The sequence below is a fragment of the Pantoea dispersa genome (assembly GCF_019890955.1).
GTDB classification, from domain to species: domain Bacteria; phylum Pseudomonadota; class Gammaproteobacteria; order Enterobacterales; family Enterobacteriaceae; genus Pantoea; species Pantoea dispersa.
In genome coordinates, this window is the sequence record NZ_CP082346.1 from 3,606,209 (window position 1) to 3,621,756 (window position 15,548).

General features: G+C 58.4%; 16 protein-coding genes. 8 read left to right on the forward strand and 8 right to left on the reverse strand.

Going from position 1 to position 15,548, the window contains the following annotated elements; all coding sequences use genetic code 11:
* Positions 1 to 32: 32 nt before the first annotated feature.
* Complete coding sequence (zur, locus tag K7H94_RS16870; RefSeq protein WP_088515725.1) at positions 33 to 554, forward strand: zinc uptake transcriptional repressor Zur; 522 nt, start codon at positions 33 to 35, stop codon at positions 552 to 554.
* Positions 555 to 624: 70 nt separating this feature from the next.
* Here the strand turns inward: zur and K7H94_RS16875 are convergent, their stop codons facing one another.
* The 4 genes from K7H94_RS16875 to K7H94_RS16890 all read right to left on the reverse strand — a co-directional run bounded on the left by K7H94_RS16875 (position 625) and on the right by K7H94_RS16890 (position 3,539).
* The gene (locus tag K7H94_RS16875; protein WP_021507857.1) at positions 625 to 837 is read right to left on the reverse strand and encodes a CsbD family protein; all 213 of its coding nucleotides are present in this window, start codon (positions 835 to 837) and stop codon (positions 625 to 627) included.
* Between the two features lie 159 nt (positions 838 to 996).
* Positions 997 to 2,322 carry an MATE family efflux transporter DinF gene (gene dinF / locus K7H94_RS16880; RefSeq protein WP_222951382.1) on the reverse strand — a complete coding sequence of 442 codons (1,326 nt, stop codon included), beginning with the start codon at positions 2,320 to 2,322 and terminating at the stop codon, positions 997 to 999.
* A gap of 128 nt (positions 2,323 to 2,450) precedes the next feature.
* Positions 2,451 to 3,065 (reverse strand): transcriptional repressor LexA, encoded by a 615-nt coding sequence (lexA, locus tag K7H94_RS16885; protein WP_031279762.1) that lies wholly within the window; start codon positions 3,063 to 3,065, stop codon positions 2,451 to 2,453.
* 105 nt (positions 3,066 to 3,170) lie between these two features.
* Positions 3,171 to 3,539, reverse strand: coding sequence for a diacylglycerol kinase (locus K7H94_RS16890; RefSeq protein WP_021507859.1), 369 nt, complete (start codon positions 3,537 to 3,539; stop codon positions 3,171 to 3,173).
* Positions 3,540 to 3,664: 125 nt separating this feature from the next.
* Here K7H94_RS16890 and plsB point away from each other — a divergent pair, with 125 nt between their 5' ends.
* Positions 3,665 to 6,088, forward strand: coding sequence for a glycerol-3-phosphate 1-O-acyltransferase PlsB (plsB, locus tag K7H94_RS16895; protein WP_059009901.1), 2,424 nt, complete (start codon positions 3,665 to 3,667; stop codon positions 6,086 to 6,088).
* A gap of 135 nt (positions 6,089 to 6,223) precedes the next feature.
* On the opposite strand, the gene ubiA is transcribed toward plsB, so the two are convergent.
* The 4 genes from ubiA to K7H94_RS16915 all read right to left on the reverse strand — a co-directional run bounded on the left by ubiA (position 6,224) and on the right by K7H94_RS16915 (position 8,905).
* Positions 6,224 to 7,090 carry a 4-hydroxybenzoate octaprenyltransferase gene (gene ubiA, locus K7H94_RS16900; RefSeq protein ID WP_021507861.1) on the reverse strand — a complete coding sequence of 289 codons (867 nt, stop codon included), beginning with the start codon at positions 7,088 to 7,090 and terminating at the stop codon, positions 6,224 to 6,226.
* Between the two features lie 24 nt (positions 7,091 to 7,114).
* A complete protein-coding gene (gene ubiC, locus K7H94_RS16905) occupies positions 7,115 to 7,633 on the reverse strand; it encodes a chorismate lyase (protein ID WP_222951383.1) in 519 nt (172 codons plus the stop codon).
* A 92-nt stretch (positions 7,634 to 7,725) separates the two neighbouring features.
* The gene (gene psiE, locus K7H94_RS16910) at positions 7,726 to 8,136 is read right to left on the reverse strand and encodes a phosphate-starvation-inducible protein PsiE (protein WP_010616618.1); all 411 of its coding nucleotides are present in this window, start codon (positions 8,134 to 8,136) and stop codon (positions 7,726 to 7,728) included.
* Between the two features lie 70 nt (positions 8,137 to 8,206).
* The gene (locus K7H94_RS16915; RefSeq protein WP_021507862.1) at positions 8,207 to 8,905 is read right to left on the reverse strand and encodes a UTRA domain-containing protein; all 699 of its coding nucleotides are present in this window, start codon (positions 8,903 to 8,905) and stop codon (positions 8,207 to 8,209) included.
* Between the two features lie 226 nt (positions 8,906 to 9,131).
* Here K7H94_RS16915 and K7H94_RS16920 point away from each other — a divergent pair, with 226 nt between their 5' ends.
* From K7H94_RS16920 to K7H94_RS16945, 6 genes are all read left to right on the forward strand, one after another.
* Entirely contained in the window at positions 9,132 to 10,193 is a 1,062-nt protein-coding gene (locus K7H94_RS16920; RefSeq protein WP_058770009.1) for an ABC transporter substrate-binding protein, read from the forward strand.
* 141 nt (positions 10,194 to 10,334) lie between these two features.
* Positions 10,335 to 11,144, forward strand: a complete 810-nt coding sequence (locus K7H94_RS16925; protein ID WP_058770008.1) for an alkaline phosphatase family protein — start codon at positions 10,335 to 10,337, stop codon at positions 11,142 to 11,144.
* On the forward strand, positions 11,144 to 11,995 hold the full coding sequence (locus K7H94_RS16930; RefSeq protein ID WP_021507865.1) for an ABC transporter permease: 852 nt from the start codon (positions 11,144 to 11,146) through the stop codon (positions 11,993 to 11,995). The genes K7H94_RS16925 and K7H94_RS16930 overlap by 1 nt, the downstream gene beginning before the upstream one ends.
* Position 11,996: 1 nt before the next feature.
* Positions 11,997 to 12,782, forward strand: a complete 786-nt coding sequence (locus K7H94_RS16935; protein ID WP_058757571.1) for an ABC transporter permease — start codon at positions 11,997 to 11,999, stop codon at positions 12,780 to 12,782.
* 2 nt (positions 12,783 to 12,784) lie between these two features.
* Positions 12,785 to 13,777 carry an ABC transporter ATP-binding protein gene (locus K7H94_RS16940; protein ID WP_222951384.1) on the forward strand — a complete coding sequence of 331 codons (993 nt, stop codon included), beginning with the start codon at positions 12,785 to 12,787 and terminating at the stop codon, positions 13,775 to 13,777.
* 108 nt (positions 13,778 to 13,885) lie between these two features.
* Positions 13,886 to 15,511, forward strand: coding sequence for a Na/Pi cotransporter family protein (locus K7H94_RS16945; RefSeq protein WP_031279764.1), 1,626 nt, complete (start codon positions 13,886 to 13,888; stop codon positions 15,509 to 15,511).
* The last annotated feature ends 37 nt before the right edge of the window (positions 15,512 to 15,548 follow it).

Consider the following 15,548-nt stretch of genomic DNA (forward strand, 5'->3'; position numbering starts at 1 on the left):
AAATAACATCACCCATCACCTGGAGAATGCTTATGCCAAACCTCACGCCCGAACAACTGCTCACGCAGGCTGAATCTCTGTGCCTTGACCGTGGCGTGCGCCTCACTACGCAGCGCGCAGAAGTGCTGCGCCTGATGGCGGAGCAGAACGGTTCCATTAGCGCTTACGATTTGCTGGACCAGCTGCGCATCAGTGAACCCCAGGCGAAACCACCGACTATTTATCGCGCGCTGGATTTCCTGCTGGAGCAGGGATTTATTCATCGGGTAGAGTCAAATAACAGTTATGTGGTGTGCCACCATTTCGACGAGCCGGCGCACACATCGGTGATGCTGGTGTGCGACAACTGTGCCGCCGTCAGTGAGAAGCACGCGCACGGCGTGGAAAAGATCATTGCCGGGTTGGCCGATCAGGCAGGTTTTACCTTACGTCATAGCGTTATTGAGGCGCACGGCCTGTGTGAAAACTGTGCCGAAGTGGCGGCCTGCACGCAGCCGGGTAGCTGTCAGCACGATCATGAAGTGGAAAGTAAGAAGAAGGTGCGTAAAGGGTAACTGGCACGTCCGTGTGCCAGGCCGATCGTAACGATCAGCGGGTAGGAGCATCATCCTTAAAGCGGGAGACTTACCAGCGGTAATCTTTGTTTTGACTTTCCCAGTCTTTCAATTCACGTTCAGCTTCATCTTTGGCGTAACCGTAACGTTCCTGGATTTTACCCACCAGCTGATCGCGTTTCCCCTCGATCACGGTCAAATCGTCGTCGGTCAACTTGCCCCATTTCTCTTTAAACTTCCCTTTAAACTGCTTCCAGTTTCCGCTCGCTTCGTCTTTGTTCATAACAATCCTCCACGTCTTCCTGAGTGAGATGGTGTATTTCTCATGTAATGCCGGAAATAACCATATAACGCGCTACTTATCTGCGCCGTTTGAGATAATTATAGTAGCCGCTTCGGATTGTGCACGGAATTACAGATTATTCTGGTGCCTGCGCTGCGCTTATGGCTGGCTGAACCAGCTGTCACGCTGCCAGTGGCGGCGCCACATCCACCCCAGAGTCAGGCCACGCAGCGCCAGAAACACCGTGATCGCCAGCCATAAACCGTGATTCCCTAACCACGGCAGCGTCAGCAAAGTGATACCGAAACCGGCTGCTGCCATGATCATGCTGTTACGCATTTCGCGGCCGCGTGTCGCGCCGATGAACATACCGTCCAGCAGATAACACCAGACGCCGATCAGCGGTAAAATTACCTGCCACAGCAGAAAGCGATCGGCCATCTCACGCAACGGTTGCAGCGAGGTAAGCAGCGCAACAATGTGCGGGCCGCTGAGCGCATAAATAAGCGCAAACAGCAGCGCAACGATACCCGCCTGACGACAGGCGGCATGCCAGATCAGCAGCAGCTGGCTGCGATCTTTTGCCCCTACCGCTTCACCCGAGCAGGCTTCCACCGCGTAAGCAAAGCCGTCCAGCGCATAGGCAGTAAACGTCAGGAACATCAACAGCACCGCATTAACCGCGACCACATCCGGTCCGATGCGTGCACCCAGCAGGGTCAGCGAGGCGAAGCAGATCTGCAGCATGAGCGAGCGCAGCATGATGTCGCGATTAAGGCGAAATAACCGTGCCGCGTCACCGCGCCAGCTGTTTTTCAGCAGTTTGAAATCGATACCGCGCAGTTTCAGCACGCGCGCCACCATCCATAATCCCACTGCCAGCGTCACGTATTCGGCCAGCGCCGTGGCGGCGGCAGCACCGGCAACGCCCCAGTGCAGTTTCAGCACCAGCAGCAGATCGAGCAGGATGTTGACCAGGTTTCCGACAAGCAGCAGCACCATCGGCGCACGCGCATACTGCACGCCCAGCAGCCAGCCGAGAATCACCAGGTTAGCCAGCGTAGCCGGTGCGCTAAGCCAGCGGATTTCAATGAAGATCTGCGCCTGCTGCTGGACTTCCGCGCTGCCGCCCATCAGCGTTGCCGCCAGGCTACTGGCAGGAGAACGCAGCAGCGCCAGCAACAACCCGGCGGCGAGGGCGATCAGCAGCGGCTGCATCAGTGCGCGCGCCAGTGCCTGTTTATCGCCGGCCCCGAACGCCTGTGCGGTTAAACCGGTGGTGCTCATACGCAGAAACAGCAGCAGCATAAAGATGAAGCTGGTTGCCGTGGTGCCTACGGCCACGCCGCCGAGGTAGATCGGGCTATCAAGATGGCCAATCACGGCGGTATCGACCACGCCGAGCAGCGGCACGGTGATATTGGAGAGGATCATTGGCAACGCCAGTCGCCACAGCGCTTTATCAGAAGAGGAAAATAGCTGCATCAGCCCCATCCCGAGGGTTACGGTGGTCGGCCTGAGCGAGCGCCTTACGGGCCGGGAACAAAAGTATGATTAGAGCAGACTGCGGACAGCGCGCGAGCGCCGCCGCAGCGGGGGAGATCAACCGGGTTTCAGAGCCACTCGCCGTTGCGCACGATGCCTACGGCCAGCCCTTCCACGGTTAGCGACTGTTCACGGGTATCCACGACAATCGGCTGGAAATCATTGTTTTCCGGCAGCAGCTGGACAATCGCGCCCTGCTTCTTCCAGCGTTTCACCGTGACTTCATCATCGATACGCGCAACCACCACCTGGCCATTGCGCACTTCCTGCGTTTTATGCACCGCGAGCAGATCACCGTCCATAATGCCGATATCTTTCATCGACATACCGCTGACGCGCAGCAGGAAATCGGCAGAGGGTTTGAACAGGTTGGCGTCAACCTGATAGTGGGCTTCGATATGTTCCTGCGCCAGCAGCGGTTCACCGGCGGCGACGCGACCGATCAGTGGCAGCCCTTCACTCGCCTCTTCTTCCATCAGCAGGCGGATACCGCGCGATGCACCGGAGACGATTTCAATGACACCTTTACGCGCCAGCGCTTTCAGGTGCTCTTCAGCAGCGTTAGGCGAGCGGAAGCCCAGTTGCGAAGCAATTTCAGCACGCGTTGGCGGCATGCCGGTCTGATTAATATGGTCGCGAATCAGGTCATAGACCTGTTGCTGCCTGCTGGTTAACGCTTTCATCCCGCCCCCTGGTTGTTTATACAGTCGCTGTGAGTATATACAGGTATTGGCGAAATGAAAACCGAAACAGAGGGAAAAATCAGCGGCTTGATGAATGTGGAATGTTTATCGCAAATGCGACCAAAGCAGCGCGATCCAGACAAACAGAGCCAGTAAGATAGCCAGCAGTACCGCCGCCGAGCCCATGTCTTTGGCGCGTCCCGCCAGCGGATGGCGCTCCTGACCGATGCGGTCCACCACGGCTTCGATGGCACTATTAAGGATCTCAACAATGACCACCAGCACCACCGAGCCAATCAGCAACACACGCGTAATGGCATCGACATCCAGCCAGCAGGCAATGGCAACCGCGACCAATGCGGCAATCGCTTCCTGGCGAAAAGCGGCTTCATGCTGCCAGGCAGCGCGCAGCCCCTGCCAGGAATAACCGGCGGCTTTAATGATTCTCAGGAAACCGGTGACGTTATTTGCCATGTTGTGGAACCCTTAACTGTTTTTGACGTCAATGTCTGGGCGCGCGAGGTGGCACAGCCACAGATCTTCGCCGCACTTTCTGGTATGCTTGCCGCGCTTTGCTAACAAGAGGCTTCAAGTTGTCTATGTCAGGTTGGCGTAAACTCTATTACAAATTGTTGAATTTACCACTCTCTATTTTGGTAAAAAGTAAGGTCATTCCGACCGATCCGATCTCGGAACACGGTATCGATCCGACCCGTCCGGTGATGTATGTTTTGCCTTATGATTCAAAGGCAGACCTGCTCACGCTACGCGCACAGTGCCTGAAGCACGATCTGCCGGATCCGCTGGCGCCGCTGGAGATTGACGGCACCCTGCTGCCGCGCCACGTATTTATTCACGATGGGCCGCGCGTCTTCCCCTATTTCGTGGCGAACCCGGAGTCGGTCAAGCTGTTCCATGACTATCTCGATCTGCACCGCAACAATGCGGCGCTGGACGTACAGATGCTGCCGGTTTCCGTGATGTTTGGCCGGGCGCCAGGCCGTGAAATTCAGGGCGAACCGACGCCACATCTGCGTATTCTTAACGGTATACAGAAGTTCTTTGCCATCCTGTGGCACGGCCGCGACAGCTTTGTCCGCTTCTCACCCACGGTTTCACTGCGTCAGATGGCCACCGAACACGGTACCGATCAGTCGATCGCGCAGAAGCTGGCACGTGTCGCGCGCATTCATTTTGCCCGCCAGCGGCTGGCAGCCGTCGGCCCGCGTCTGCCGGCACGCCAGGATCTGTTCAACAAGCTGCTGCAATCCAAAGCGATTGAGAAAGCGGTTGAAGACGAAGCGCGCAGCAAGAAGATTTCGCATGAAAAAGCGCAGCAGAACGCCATCGAAATGATGGAAGAAGTGGCGGCGGATTTCTCGTACGAAGCGATCCGCGTGACTGACCGTGTGATGGGCTGGCTGTGGAGTCGGCTCTATCAGGGCATTAACGTGCACGGCGGCGAACGCGTGCGCCAGCTGGCGCAGGATGGTCACGAAATTGTTTACGTGCCCTGCCACCGCAGCCACATGGATTATCTGCTGCTGTCCTACGTGCTCTATCATCAGGGCCTGGTACCGCCGCACATTGCTGCCGGTATCAATCTCAACTTCTGGCCAGCCGGACCGATTTTCCGTCGCCTCGGTGCCTTCTTTATTCGTCGTACCTTCAAAGGCAACAAGCTCTACTCCACGGTGTTCCGCGAGTATCTGGGCGAGCTGTTCAGCCGCGGCTATTCGGTTGAGTATTTTGTTGAAGGCGGGCGCTCACGTACTGGCCGTCTGCTCGACCCGAAAACCGGCACGCTGTCGATGACGTTACAGGCGCTGCTGCGCGGCGGCAGCCGTCCTATCACCTTTGTGCCAATCTACATCGGTTATGAGCACGTGATGGAAGTCGGCACTTATGCCAAAGAGCTGCGCGGTGCCGCAAAAGAGAAAGAGGGCTTTATGCAGATGGTGCGCGGCCTGCGCAAGCTGCGTAACCTCGGCCAGGGCTATGTGAACTTCGGTGAGCCGCTGTCGCTGGTTAACTATCTCAACAAACAGGTTCCGGAGTGGCGTGAAGCGATTGACCCTATTGATCCTCAGCGTCCGGCGTGGATGACGCCGGTGGTGAACGATATCGCGGCACGTCTGATGGTACGCATCAACGAAGCCGGCGCGGCCAACGCCATGAACCTGTGCGTGACCGCGCTGCTGGCATCGCGCCAGCGTTCGCTGACGCGTGAACAGCTGACGGAACAGCTGGAGTGCTACACCCAGCTGCTGCGCAATGTGCCGTACTCACCCGAGTCAACCGTGCCGGATCTCAGCGCTGAAGCGCTGCTCGATCACGCCATGGGCATGAACAAGTTCGAGACCGAGCAGGACAGTATTGGCGAGATCATCATTCTGCCGCGTGAGCAGGCGGTGCTGATGACCTACTACCGCAACAACATCCACCATATGCTGGTGATGCCGTCGCTGATTGCCGCTATCGTGCAGCAGCATCGGGAGATCAGCGAGGCGGAACTGCTGCGTCAGGTCAGCCTGGTCTATCCAATGCTGAAGAGCGAACTGTTCCTGCGCTGGGACAGTGCCGAACTGCCGGCCCTGCTGAATGCGCTCTGCGCCGAAATGGCGCGGCAGGGGCTGATCACCGTACAGGAAGGCCAGCTGAAAATGAGTGCGGCACGTTATCGTACGCTGCAGCTGCTGGCGGCCGGGATTCGTGAAACGCTGCAGCGTTTCGCCATCACCTTCGCCATTCTCAGCGCCAAGCCGACCATTAACCGTGGCACGCTGGAGAAAGAGAGCCGCACGCTGGCTCAGCGTCTGTCAGTGCTGCACGGTATCAATGCGCCGGAGTTCTTCGACAAGGCGGTCTTTACCGCGCTGGTGCTGTCGCTGCGTGATGAAGGCTATATCAGTGATTCCGGTGATGCAGATGCTGAACGTACCAATATGATGTGGCAGATGCTGGCCGAACTGGTCACCAGCGATGTCCGTCTGACCATTGAGAGTGCCGTGGCGCACGACTAATGGGCGACTGAAAACCGCGGCGCATCTGTCACACGCCAGATTGCGTCGCGGTTTTCGTTGTCAGAATTCAGACGCGGAAAGAACGCGCTTCCCACTGCGGCGACCGACGCACCGCCGGGGTTAATCACCCCACCATCAGAACAGCGCAACAAACGGCTGGGTATTGAGCAGCACGCCAATAAACAGCACCAGGCCAACGTAGTTGTTGTTGAGGAATGCCTGGAAGCACAGCTCACGTTCACGCCCGGCAATCAGTTTCTGCTGATGCACAAACAGCCCGCCCGCCAGCAGCAGCGACCAGTAAAACGCACCGTTCAGATGCAGTAAAATGCCCACCAGCGCCATCAGGCCCAGCGCGGCCAGCTGTAACAGCCCGATAATCAGCTTGTCGTAACGCCCAAACAGAATCGCCGTCGATTTCACGCCAATCTTCAGATCGTCGTCGCGGTCAACCATGGCGTACTGGGTGTCATAAGCCACCGTCCAGCAAATATTGGCGAGAAACACCAGCCAGCAGACAAAGGGTAAGGACTCACTAACCGCCGCCCAGCCCATCGGAATCGCCCAGCCAAACGCTGCGCCCAGCACCACCTGCGGCAGATGGGTATAGCGCTTCATAAAGGGATAAACCCACGCCAGCGCCAGCCCGCCAAACGACAGCAGAATGGTCATGCGGTTCATGGTCAGCACCAGCAGGAACGCCAGCAGACCGAGGCCGGCAAACAGCAGCTTCGCCTCTTTCTCCGTTACCGCGCCGCTGGCTAACGGTCGCGCGGCGGTGCGTTTCACGTGGCCGTCGACGTTACGGTCGGCGTAATCATTAATCACGCAGCCCGCCGCGCGCATTACAAACACGCCAAGGACGAACACCAGCAGCACCGACAGCGGCGGAATCGCCATGCCGGACAGCCACAGCGCCCACAGTGTCGGCCACAGCAGCAGCAGCGTGCCAATCGGTTTATCAATACGCATCAGGCGACTATAGGCCTGCCATTTGCTCATGGTTAAAGTCTTTTGCACGGGGCGTTATCCTTGCTTCAGCGCGCGGTACAGCGGCGACGCCGGTAAAAACAGTTCAGTTAACAGCAGCGGTTTTCCGGACAGGCGCAGCCGCGAGCGGCGTCCCCACAGGTCATCAATCTGGCCCGGATCGATAAAATCGCGGCTCAGCGTCGAGGAGGAAAACAGGTAGCGTCCCAGCGGTCGCGTGCCGAGATTTTGCAGCATCTGTTCCGGGCCGTTCAGCGTGCTCTCCGGCACCACGGTACGGCCAATCAGCCAGGGTTCATTGTCACCGCACAGCACGATTTCACGCAGCCAGAAGCGCGTGTCGGCAGGCAAAAACGCCGCTTCCTGCAGCATCTCATCGGCGGTAATGAACGCTTCCCGCAGCAGTTGTACGGTAACCTGCTGGCAGTGCTGCTCAAAGCGGCGCGTCATTGAGTCTTCTTCCAGCAGCCAGTCAAGCAGCGGCGGTGAAAGTAACGGGGAAGAGGCTGGCAGCCAGTGCAGTGCGCGTAACTGGGGCAGCGCGTCATGCGACATCAGGACATCTCCGGTAAAAAAGTTGCCCTAGTGTAGCGCACCGCGCTCAGCGTGACACATCTGCTTGTGCCACGCTGGCGTCGCGGGAGGAATTACTCGCGTTTCAGGCGGTTACTGTTGGCCAGCCACAGCGTCACCACCAGAATCAAAATGGCCGCCGAGTAGCACAACGTATCGAAAGGATTTTTATGGTCGACAATGATCAGACGAATAATCGCCGTGATCCCGATATAGACGAAGTAGCGCAGCGGAAAGTGATAGCCGGACTGAAAGTACTTCACAATCAGCGCGATAAACTCGAAATAGAGAAAGTAGATCACAATGCCTTCGATCAGCAGATACGAGGACGCTTGCTCACCGGTACTGAACAGCACATTCGCCAGGTGAATAGTCTCTTTACCAAGAAACACCACCAGAATAACGGCCAGAATCACCAGGCCAATGTTCAGTACCCATTGTAATACCGAAGCAATAAGCTGCCCCGCCGCTGGTTTTGTTGTCATTATTTTGCGCCTCAGATGACGAGATTCTTCTGGCGCTATCATGCTGTAATGTGATCTAAATCACAATACATCACACCTCAACATCAACGCACAGCGCGTCATAACGCCAGTACTCGCAGTCGCAGTCAATCACCCGCTTATGCTGGTCACGGTTGATACGCGTAATCAGCAGGCCGGGCGTGCCGCTCGCCACGTTCAGTGCGGGCGCCGCCCGCGCCGGAAGCGGACCGGGCACAATGGTAAACCGTGCGCCGCCGTAGTGAATGCCGTAGCGCTGGTCATACAGATCGGTCAGCGAGCGGGTGAGATCTTCTCGCAGCAGACCGGGAAAGAAGGCCGGATTGAGGTAATGCTCGACGTACAGCACTGCGCGGCCATCTATGCGGCGCAGGCGGCGAATGCGGTACACCTGATCGCCTTCCAGTAGTTGCAGATGGCGCGCAATTGCCAGCTGCGCCGGCACCTCGCGCGCCTCCATCACCTCAGTGCTGGCAATGCGCCCCTGCTGCAGCGCCATGGCGTGAAAGTGGCTGTGATGTGCCGGGTTATAGATGAGGCGCGGCGGCGCAATAAACCAGCCGCGCCGCAGTTCGCGGTAGATGACGCCCTGCGCTTCCAACAGGCCAAGCGCTTCACGCAGCGTGATGCGCGTGGTGGAATATTGTTCGCTCAACGCGCGCTCGGCCGGCAATCGTCTGGTGACAAACTCTCCGTTTTCGATCCGTTCGCATAGTGCGGCGGCGATCACATCTGCGGTTTTCGACGACATTTTTTTCAGCCTCATTTTGGGGCAAATCTGCACTATGACAGTTCGATGACTACAATGTGACAAGGCACATCCCACGCTTTAGCGCGCTGTAACCGCATGTGGAACGACGCGCCACATCCCATTTCAACACCCCGGTCATAAAACCTTCATCTATCCGGGCTACATTGGCTCGGTTCTTGCTGGACTAGACCACGACGACCCACAACTTACACCCGGAGCAATCGAGATGAAAGCGTTTATCTCTTCTGTAGTAGCCAGTGCCGTTCTGCTTGCGCTGCCCGCCGCGCATGCCGCCGATAACGATGTTGCCGCGCTGGAAAAAGCCGCGCGCGCTGAAGGCCAGGTGAACAGCGTCGGTATGCCTGACACCTGGGCTAACTGGAAAGATACCTGGAACGATCTCAGCACCAAATACGGTCTGAAGCACAGCGATACCGATATGTCTTCGGCGCAGGAGCTGGCGAAGTTTGCCGCCGAGCAGGATAACGCCAGCGCCGATATCGGCGACGTGGGCGCCGCTTTCGGCCCGATTGCCGTCGCCAAAGGCGTGGCGCAACCCTATAAACCGACACACTGGGATCAGATTCCGGCATGGGCGAAAGACGCCGATGGCAACTGGATGCTGGCCTACACCGGCACCATCGCTTTCCTGATCGACAAGCAGCAGGTGAAAGACGCACCGCACAGCTGGGCCGATCTGAAAAAAGGTAAGTATGTGGTCACTATCGGCGACGTCGGCACGGCAGCTCAGGCGGCAAACGGCGTCCTCGCCGCCAGCTATGCGCTGGGCGGTGACGAGAAGAACATCAAGCCGGCGCTGGCGTTCTTTGGCGAGCTGGCGAAACAGGGCCGCCTTGGCGTGACCGACCCGGTGATCGCCAACATCGAAAAAGGTGAGATTCAGGTCGCCGTGGTGTGGGACTTCAACGGTCTGAACTACCGCGATCAGATTGATAAAAATCGCTACGAAGTGGTGATTCCGTCGGACGGGTCCGTGACCTCTGGCTACACCACCATTATCAACAAATACGCCCGCCACCCGAACGCGGCGAAGCTGGCGCGTGAATACATTCTGTCGGATGAGGGCCAGATAAACCTGGCGAAAGGCTATGCGCGCCCGATTCGCGCCGAGCATTTAACGCTGCCGGCGGACGTGCAGGCCAAACTGCTGCCGCAGTCGGAATATAAAAATGCCCGTCCGATCAAAGACCAGGCTGCCTGGGATAAGACCTCAAAACTGCTGCCGCGTCTGTGGCAGGAGAATGTGGTTATTAACATGAAGCAGTAATGCAGACGTTTTGCCAGTCGCACATACCGTAGCGGCGCGACGTATCGCGCATCCGTTTTCCGGCAATGCGCAATACATTGCGCCGCTACCTATCACCAATTTTTACAGGGTGCGCATTCATGCGCACCTGAGGGAGCGGGGATGAAAACAATCCTGGTGGTACTCGATGGGCTGAGTAATCAGGTGGCGCAGCACGCCATGGGCTATCTGTTTGCCGAATGCAAACAGGGCAACGGCCACTATTACACGCTGACCTGCGAACTGCCGTCGCTGTCGCGTCCGCTGTACGAATGCATTCTGACCGGCATTCCGCCGGTGCGCAGCGGCATCATTCACAACGGCGTCAATCGCCTGAGCAATCAGCGCAGCATCTTCCACTACGCGCGCGACGCCGGACTCACTACCGCCGCTGCCGCTTATCACTGGGTGAGCGAACTGTATAACCGCTCGCCGTTCAACGCCGCGCGCGATCGCCACACTAACGCACCCGACCTGCCGATCCAGTACGGCCATTTCTACTGGGACGACGGTTACCCCGACTCGCATCTGTTTGAGGATGCCGAAAGCCTGCGCCTGCAGCACGATCCTGATTTCCTGCTGATTCACCCAATGAACATCGACGATGCCGGGCACAAGCACAGCCTGTCATCACCGCAGTACCGTAACCGGGCACGAATGGCGGATGGCTATCTGTCGCAGTGGATGCCCGGCTGGCTGGCCGCCGGTTATCAGGTGATTGTCACCGCCGATCACGGCATGAACGACGATCGCTCGCACGGCGGTATTCTGCCGGAAGAGACGCAGGTGCCGCTGTTTGTTTTTGGCCGCGGCTTCTCGCTGCAGCCCGACCTTGAGCCGCAGCAAACCGACCTGTGCGGCACCGTCTGCACCCTGCTCGGCGTCCCGCACGACAAACCGCTGTGTCGCGGTCTGCTGGCGGAGCCGCGCTGATGAAGGGCAAAACCCTGGCCTCGCTGTTGCTGCTGCCGTTCGTACTGTTCTGGATCGCCTTCCAGCTCGCGCCGCTGCTGTGGATTGCCATCAACAGCTTCTGGAGCGATATCAACGAGCGCTGGGGCATCGATAACTACAGCGATATCCTCACTTCACCGTTCTACCTGCAGGCTTTTCGCCTGTCGCTGGATATTTCGCTGTGGTCGAGCGTTTACGGCCTGCTGATCGCGCTGCTTGCCGGTTATTCGCTGCACAAGCTCGGCACCGGGCGTTTTCAGCGCTTTTTGCTGTCGTTCACCAATATGACCAGCAACTTCGCCGGCGTGCCGCTGGCCTTCGCCTTTGTCATCCTGCTCGGACTGAACGGCTGCCTGACGCTGCTGCTGCGCCACTACGGCTGGCTGGACAGCTTTAAGCTGTTTTCGCGCGACGGCATGGTGCTGGTTTACACCTGGTTCCAGATTCCGCTCGGTATTCTGCTGCTCTACCCGGCGTTTGACGGGCTGCGTAAAGACTGGGAAGAGTCGGCGGCACTGCTCGGTGCCAGCCGCTGGCGCTACTGGTGGCACATCGGCCTGCCGATTCTGTTTCCGGCGCTGCTCGGCACCTTTGTGATTTTGCTGGCCAACGCGCTGGGCGCCTACGCCACCATTTACGCGCTGACCACCGGCAACTTCAACGTGGTGCCGGTGCGCATCGCCGCGCTGGTATCAGGCGATATCTCGCTCGATCCCAATACCGGCGGCGCGCTGGCGATGCTGCTGGTGCTGATTATGGCGCTGATTACCGTGGTGCAGCAGTATCTGGTGCGTCGCAGCTATCTGCATGCCCGCGTACAGGAGTCCTGACATGTCTCGCGTCGAAAAACTCTACCATCGCCTGATTGTCTGGCTGCTGCTGATTGTGCTCGCCGCACCGCTGCTGGCGACGCTGCTGTACGGCATCTCCAGTGAGTGGAGCGATACCATTCTGCCGCAGGGCTTTACCCTGAAGTGGCTGACGCAGTTGTGGAGCGATCCGCGCTTCCTCACCGCGCTCGGTCATTCACTGCTGATCTGCGTGGGTGCGCTGCTGTTCTCCCTGCTGCTGGTGCTGCCTGCGATGTTTGTAATCGCTTACTACTATCCAAAACTGGACGCGGTGATGAACGTGCTGATTCTGATGCCGTTTGCCGTGCCGCCGGTGGTCTCGTCGGTCGGGCTGCTGCAGCTCTACTCCTCGGGCCCGCTGATGCTGACCGGCACGCCATGGATTCTCATCGGCTGTTACTTCACCATTGCGTTGCCGTTTATCTACCGCGCCATTGCCAACAATATGCAGGCCATCAACCTGAAAGAGCTGATTGACGCGGCTCATCTGCTGGGCGCCAGCACCTGGCAGGCAGCCCTGTTTGTGGTGCTGCCAAATCTGCGCAAAGGGGTGTTCATTGCCGTGCTGCTCTCCTTCTCTTTTCTGATTGGTGAGTTTGTCTTTGCTAACCTGCTGGTCGGCACCCGCTATGAAACGCTGCAGGTTTATCTCTACAACATGCGCAACGGCAGCGGGCATTTCACCAGCGCGCTGGTGATCTCTTATTTTGCGGTTGTCCTGCTGGTCACCTGGCTGGCCAATGCCCTCAATCCTGAACGAGGCTGACCATGAGTTACCTGAACGTTACCCAACTGAATAAAAGCTACGGCCCGACCACCATTTTTGAAAACATCGATTTCAGCGCCGATGAAGGTGAGTTTGTCACCCTGCTCGGCCCGAGCGGCTGCGGCAAGTCAACGCTGCTGCGCTGCATCGCCGGCCTGACCGATGTCGACAGCGGCACCATTCTGCTGCAGGGCCAGGATCTGGTGCCGCTGCCGCCGCAGAAACGTACCATTGGCATGGTGTTCCAGAGCTATGCGCTGTTTCCCAATATGACGGTAGAGAAGAACGTCGCCTTTGGCCTGAAGATGCAGAAACTGCCCGCCGGTGAGATTCAGCAACGCGTGATGGAAGCGCTGGCGCTGGTGGAACTGGCCGACTTCGCGCGCCGCTATCCGCATCAGCTGTCGGGTGGTCAGTGTCAGCGCGTGGCGCTGGCGCGTTCGCTGGTGACGCGGCCGCGCCTGCTGCTGCTGGATGAACCGCTGTCGGCGCTGGACGCCCGCATTCGCCGCCATCTGCGCGAGCAGATTCGCCACATTCAGCAGGAGCTGAAGCTGACCACCATTTTTGTCACCCACGATCAGGAAGAGGCGCTGACGCTGTCGGACCGTATTGTGCTGATGAATCGCGGTCGCATTGTGCAAAACGGCAACGCGGAAACGCTCTATACCCAGCCGGTGGATCTGTTCGCCGCGGGCTTTATTGGTAACTACAACCTGCTGAGCGCCGAACAGGCAACGCAGCTGACCGGCCAGCCGTTCAGCTGCCAGGTGGCGATTCGTCCGGAATCCATCCTGCTGTGCGCACCGCAGGCAGGCATCGCGGCCACCATTCTCAGCCATAGCCTGCTCGGGAACGTGATCCGCTATCGCGTGCTGGCAAATCAGGTCGAGTTGTCGGTGGATGTGCTCAACCGCAGCGTGGCAGATTTACACCCCGCCGGCATGCAGATTGGACTACAGTTAGAGATGTCGACGTTGCGCCAGGTCGCTTAAATTAAACGAAAAATTGGCAACGCAGCGCGACGCAGGTATTTATCGGCTGTGCTTATCGCCAGGCAGGCAGCCGCCTGTTTTCTGCCTGGCGCATAGGAGCCTTTATTCGTGCTAACCCTGCTTAACCTTCTCTCCGCCGTCGCCCTGCTGGTATGGGGCACCCACATTGTCCGCACCGGCGTGATGCGCGTGTACGGTGCCGATCTGCGTCGCGTGTTAAGCCGCAGCGTGGAAAAAAAACCGATGGCGTTTCTTGCCGGGATTGGCGTTACCGCGCTGGTGCAGAGCAGTAACGCCACCACGTTATTAGTCACCTCATTTGTGGCGCAGAATCTGGTCAGCCTGACGCCCGCGCTGGTGGTGGTGCTGGGAGCTGACGTCGGGACCGCCATCATGGCGCGTATCCTGACCTTCGATCTCTCCTGGCTGTCGCCGCTGTTTATCTTTTTTGGCGTGGTATTTTTCCTCAGCCGCAAACAGACGCGCGCCGGTCAGATCGGACGCGCGGCCATCGGCCTCGGGCTGATTCTGCTGGCGCTGCAGCTGATTGTCGCCGCCGCCAAACCCATTACGCAGGCCGCTGGCGTGCAGGTGCTGTTCTCGACGCTGACCGGCGATATCATGCTGGATGCGCTGATTGGCGCGGTATTCGCCATCATCAGCTACTCAAGCCTGGCTGCGGTGCTAATTACCGCCACGCTGACCGCCACCGGCGTTATCTCGTTCAAAGTGGCGCTGTGTCTGGTGATTGGCGCTAACCTCGGCAGCGGCTTGCTGGCAATGATCAACGCCAGCGGATCCAATGCTGCCGGCAAGCGGGTGGCGCTCGGCAGCCTGTTGTTCAAGCTGATTGGCAGCATCGTTATTTTGCCGTTTGTCGATTACATCGCCGATCTGCTGGATAAGCTCCCGGTTAACGATGAAGAGATGGTGATCTTCTTCCACGTGTTCTACAACCTGGTGCGCTGTCTGGTGATGGTGCCGTTTGCCGAACCGATGGCGCGCCTGTGCCGCCGCATGATCGCCGACGATGCGGAAAACCAGACCCATCTCAAACCTAAGCACCTCGACAGCAGCGCGCTGGATACCCCGGCGCTGGCGCTGGCCAACGCGGCGCGGGAGACGCTGCGCATTGGCGATGTGGTGGAGCAGATGCTGGAGAGCTTCAACAAGGTGGTGATGGGCGAACTGCGCGAGGAGCGCGCGGTGCGGCGGCTGGATGATGATGTGGACGTGCTGTACACCGCCATTAAGCTCTATCTGGCGCGCATGCCGAAGGAGGACCTGGCGGAAGAGGATTCACGCCGCTGGGCCGAGGTGATTGAGATGGCGCTGAATCTGGAGCAGGCAGGCGACATTATTGAACGCATGAGCGCCGACGTGGCGGACAAATCGCTGCAGGCGCGCCGGGCGTTTTCGCCGGAAGGGCTGGAAGAGCTGAATTCGCTGCAGGAGCAGGTGTTAAGCAACCTGCGCCTGAGCCTGTCGGTGTTTCTGTCGCACGACGTCACCAGCGCGAAGCGCCTGCGCCGTGCCAAGCACCGTTTCCGCATCCTGATTCGCCGTTATTCCCACGCCCACGTCGAGCGCCTGCACCGGCAGAATGTGCAAAGCATCGAAACCAGTTCGCTGCATTTAGGTTTGCTGGGAGATATGAAGCGCCTGAATTCGCTGTTCTGTGCGGTGGCGTACACCGTGCTGGACCAGCCGGACGATGAGCGCGAGGTGGATTAATCATTTTTACAACGCGCGATAAATCGCGCCGCTACAG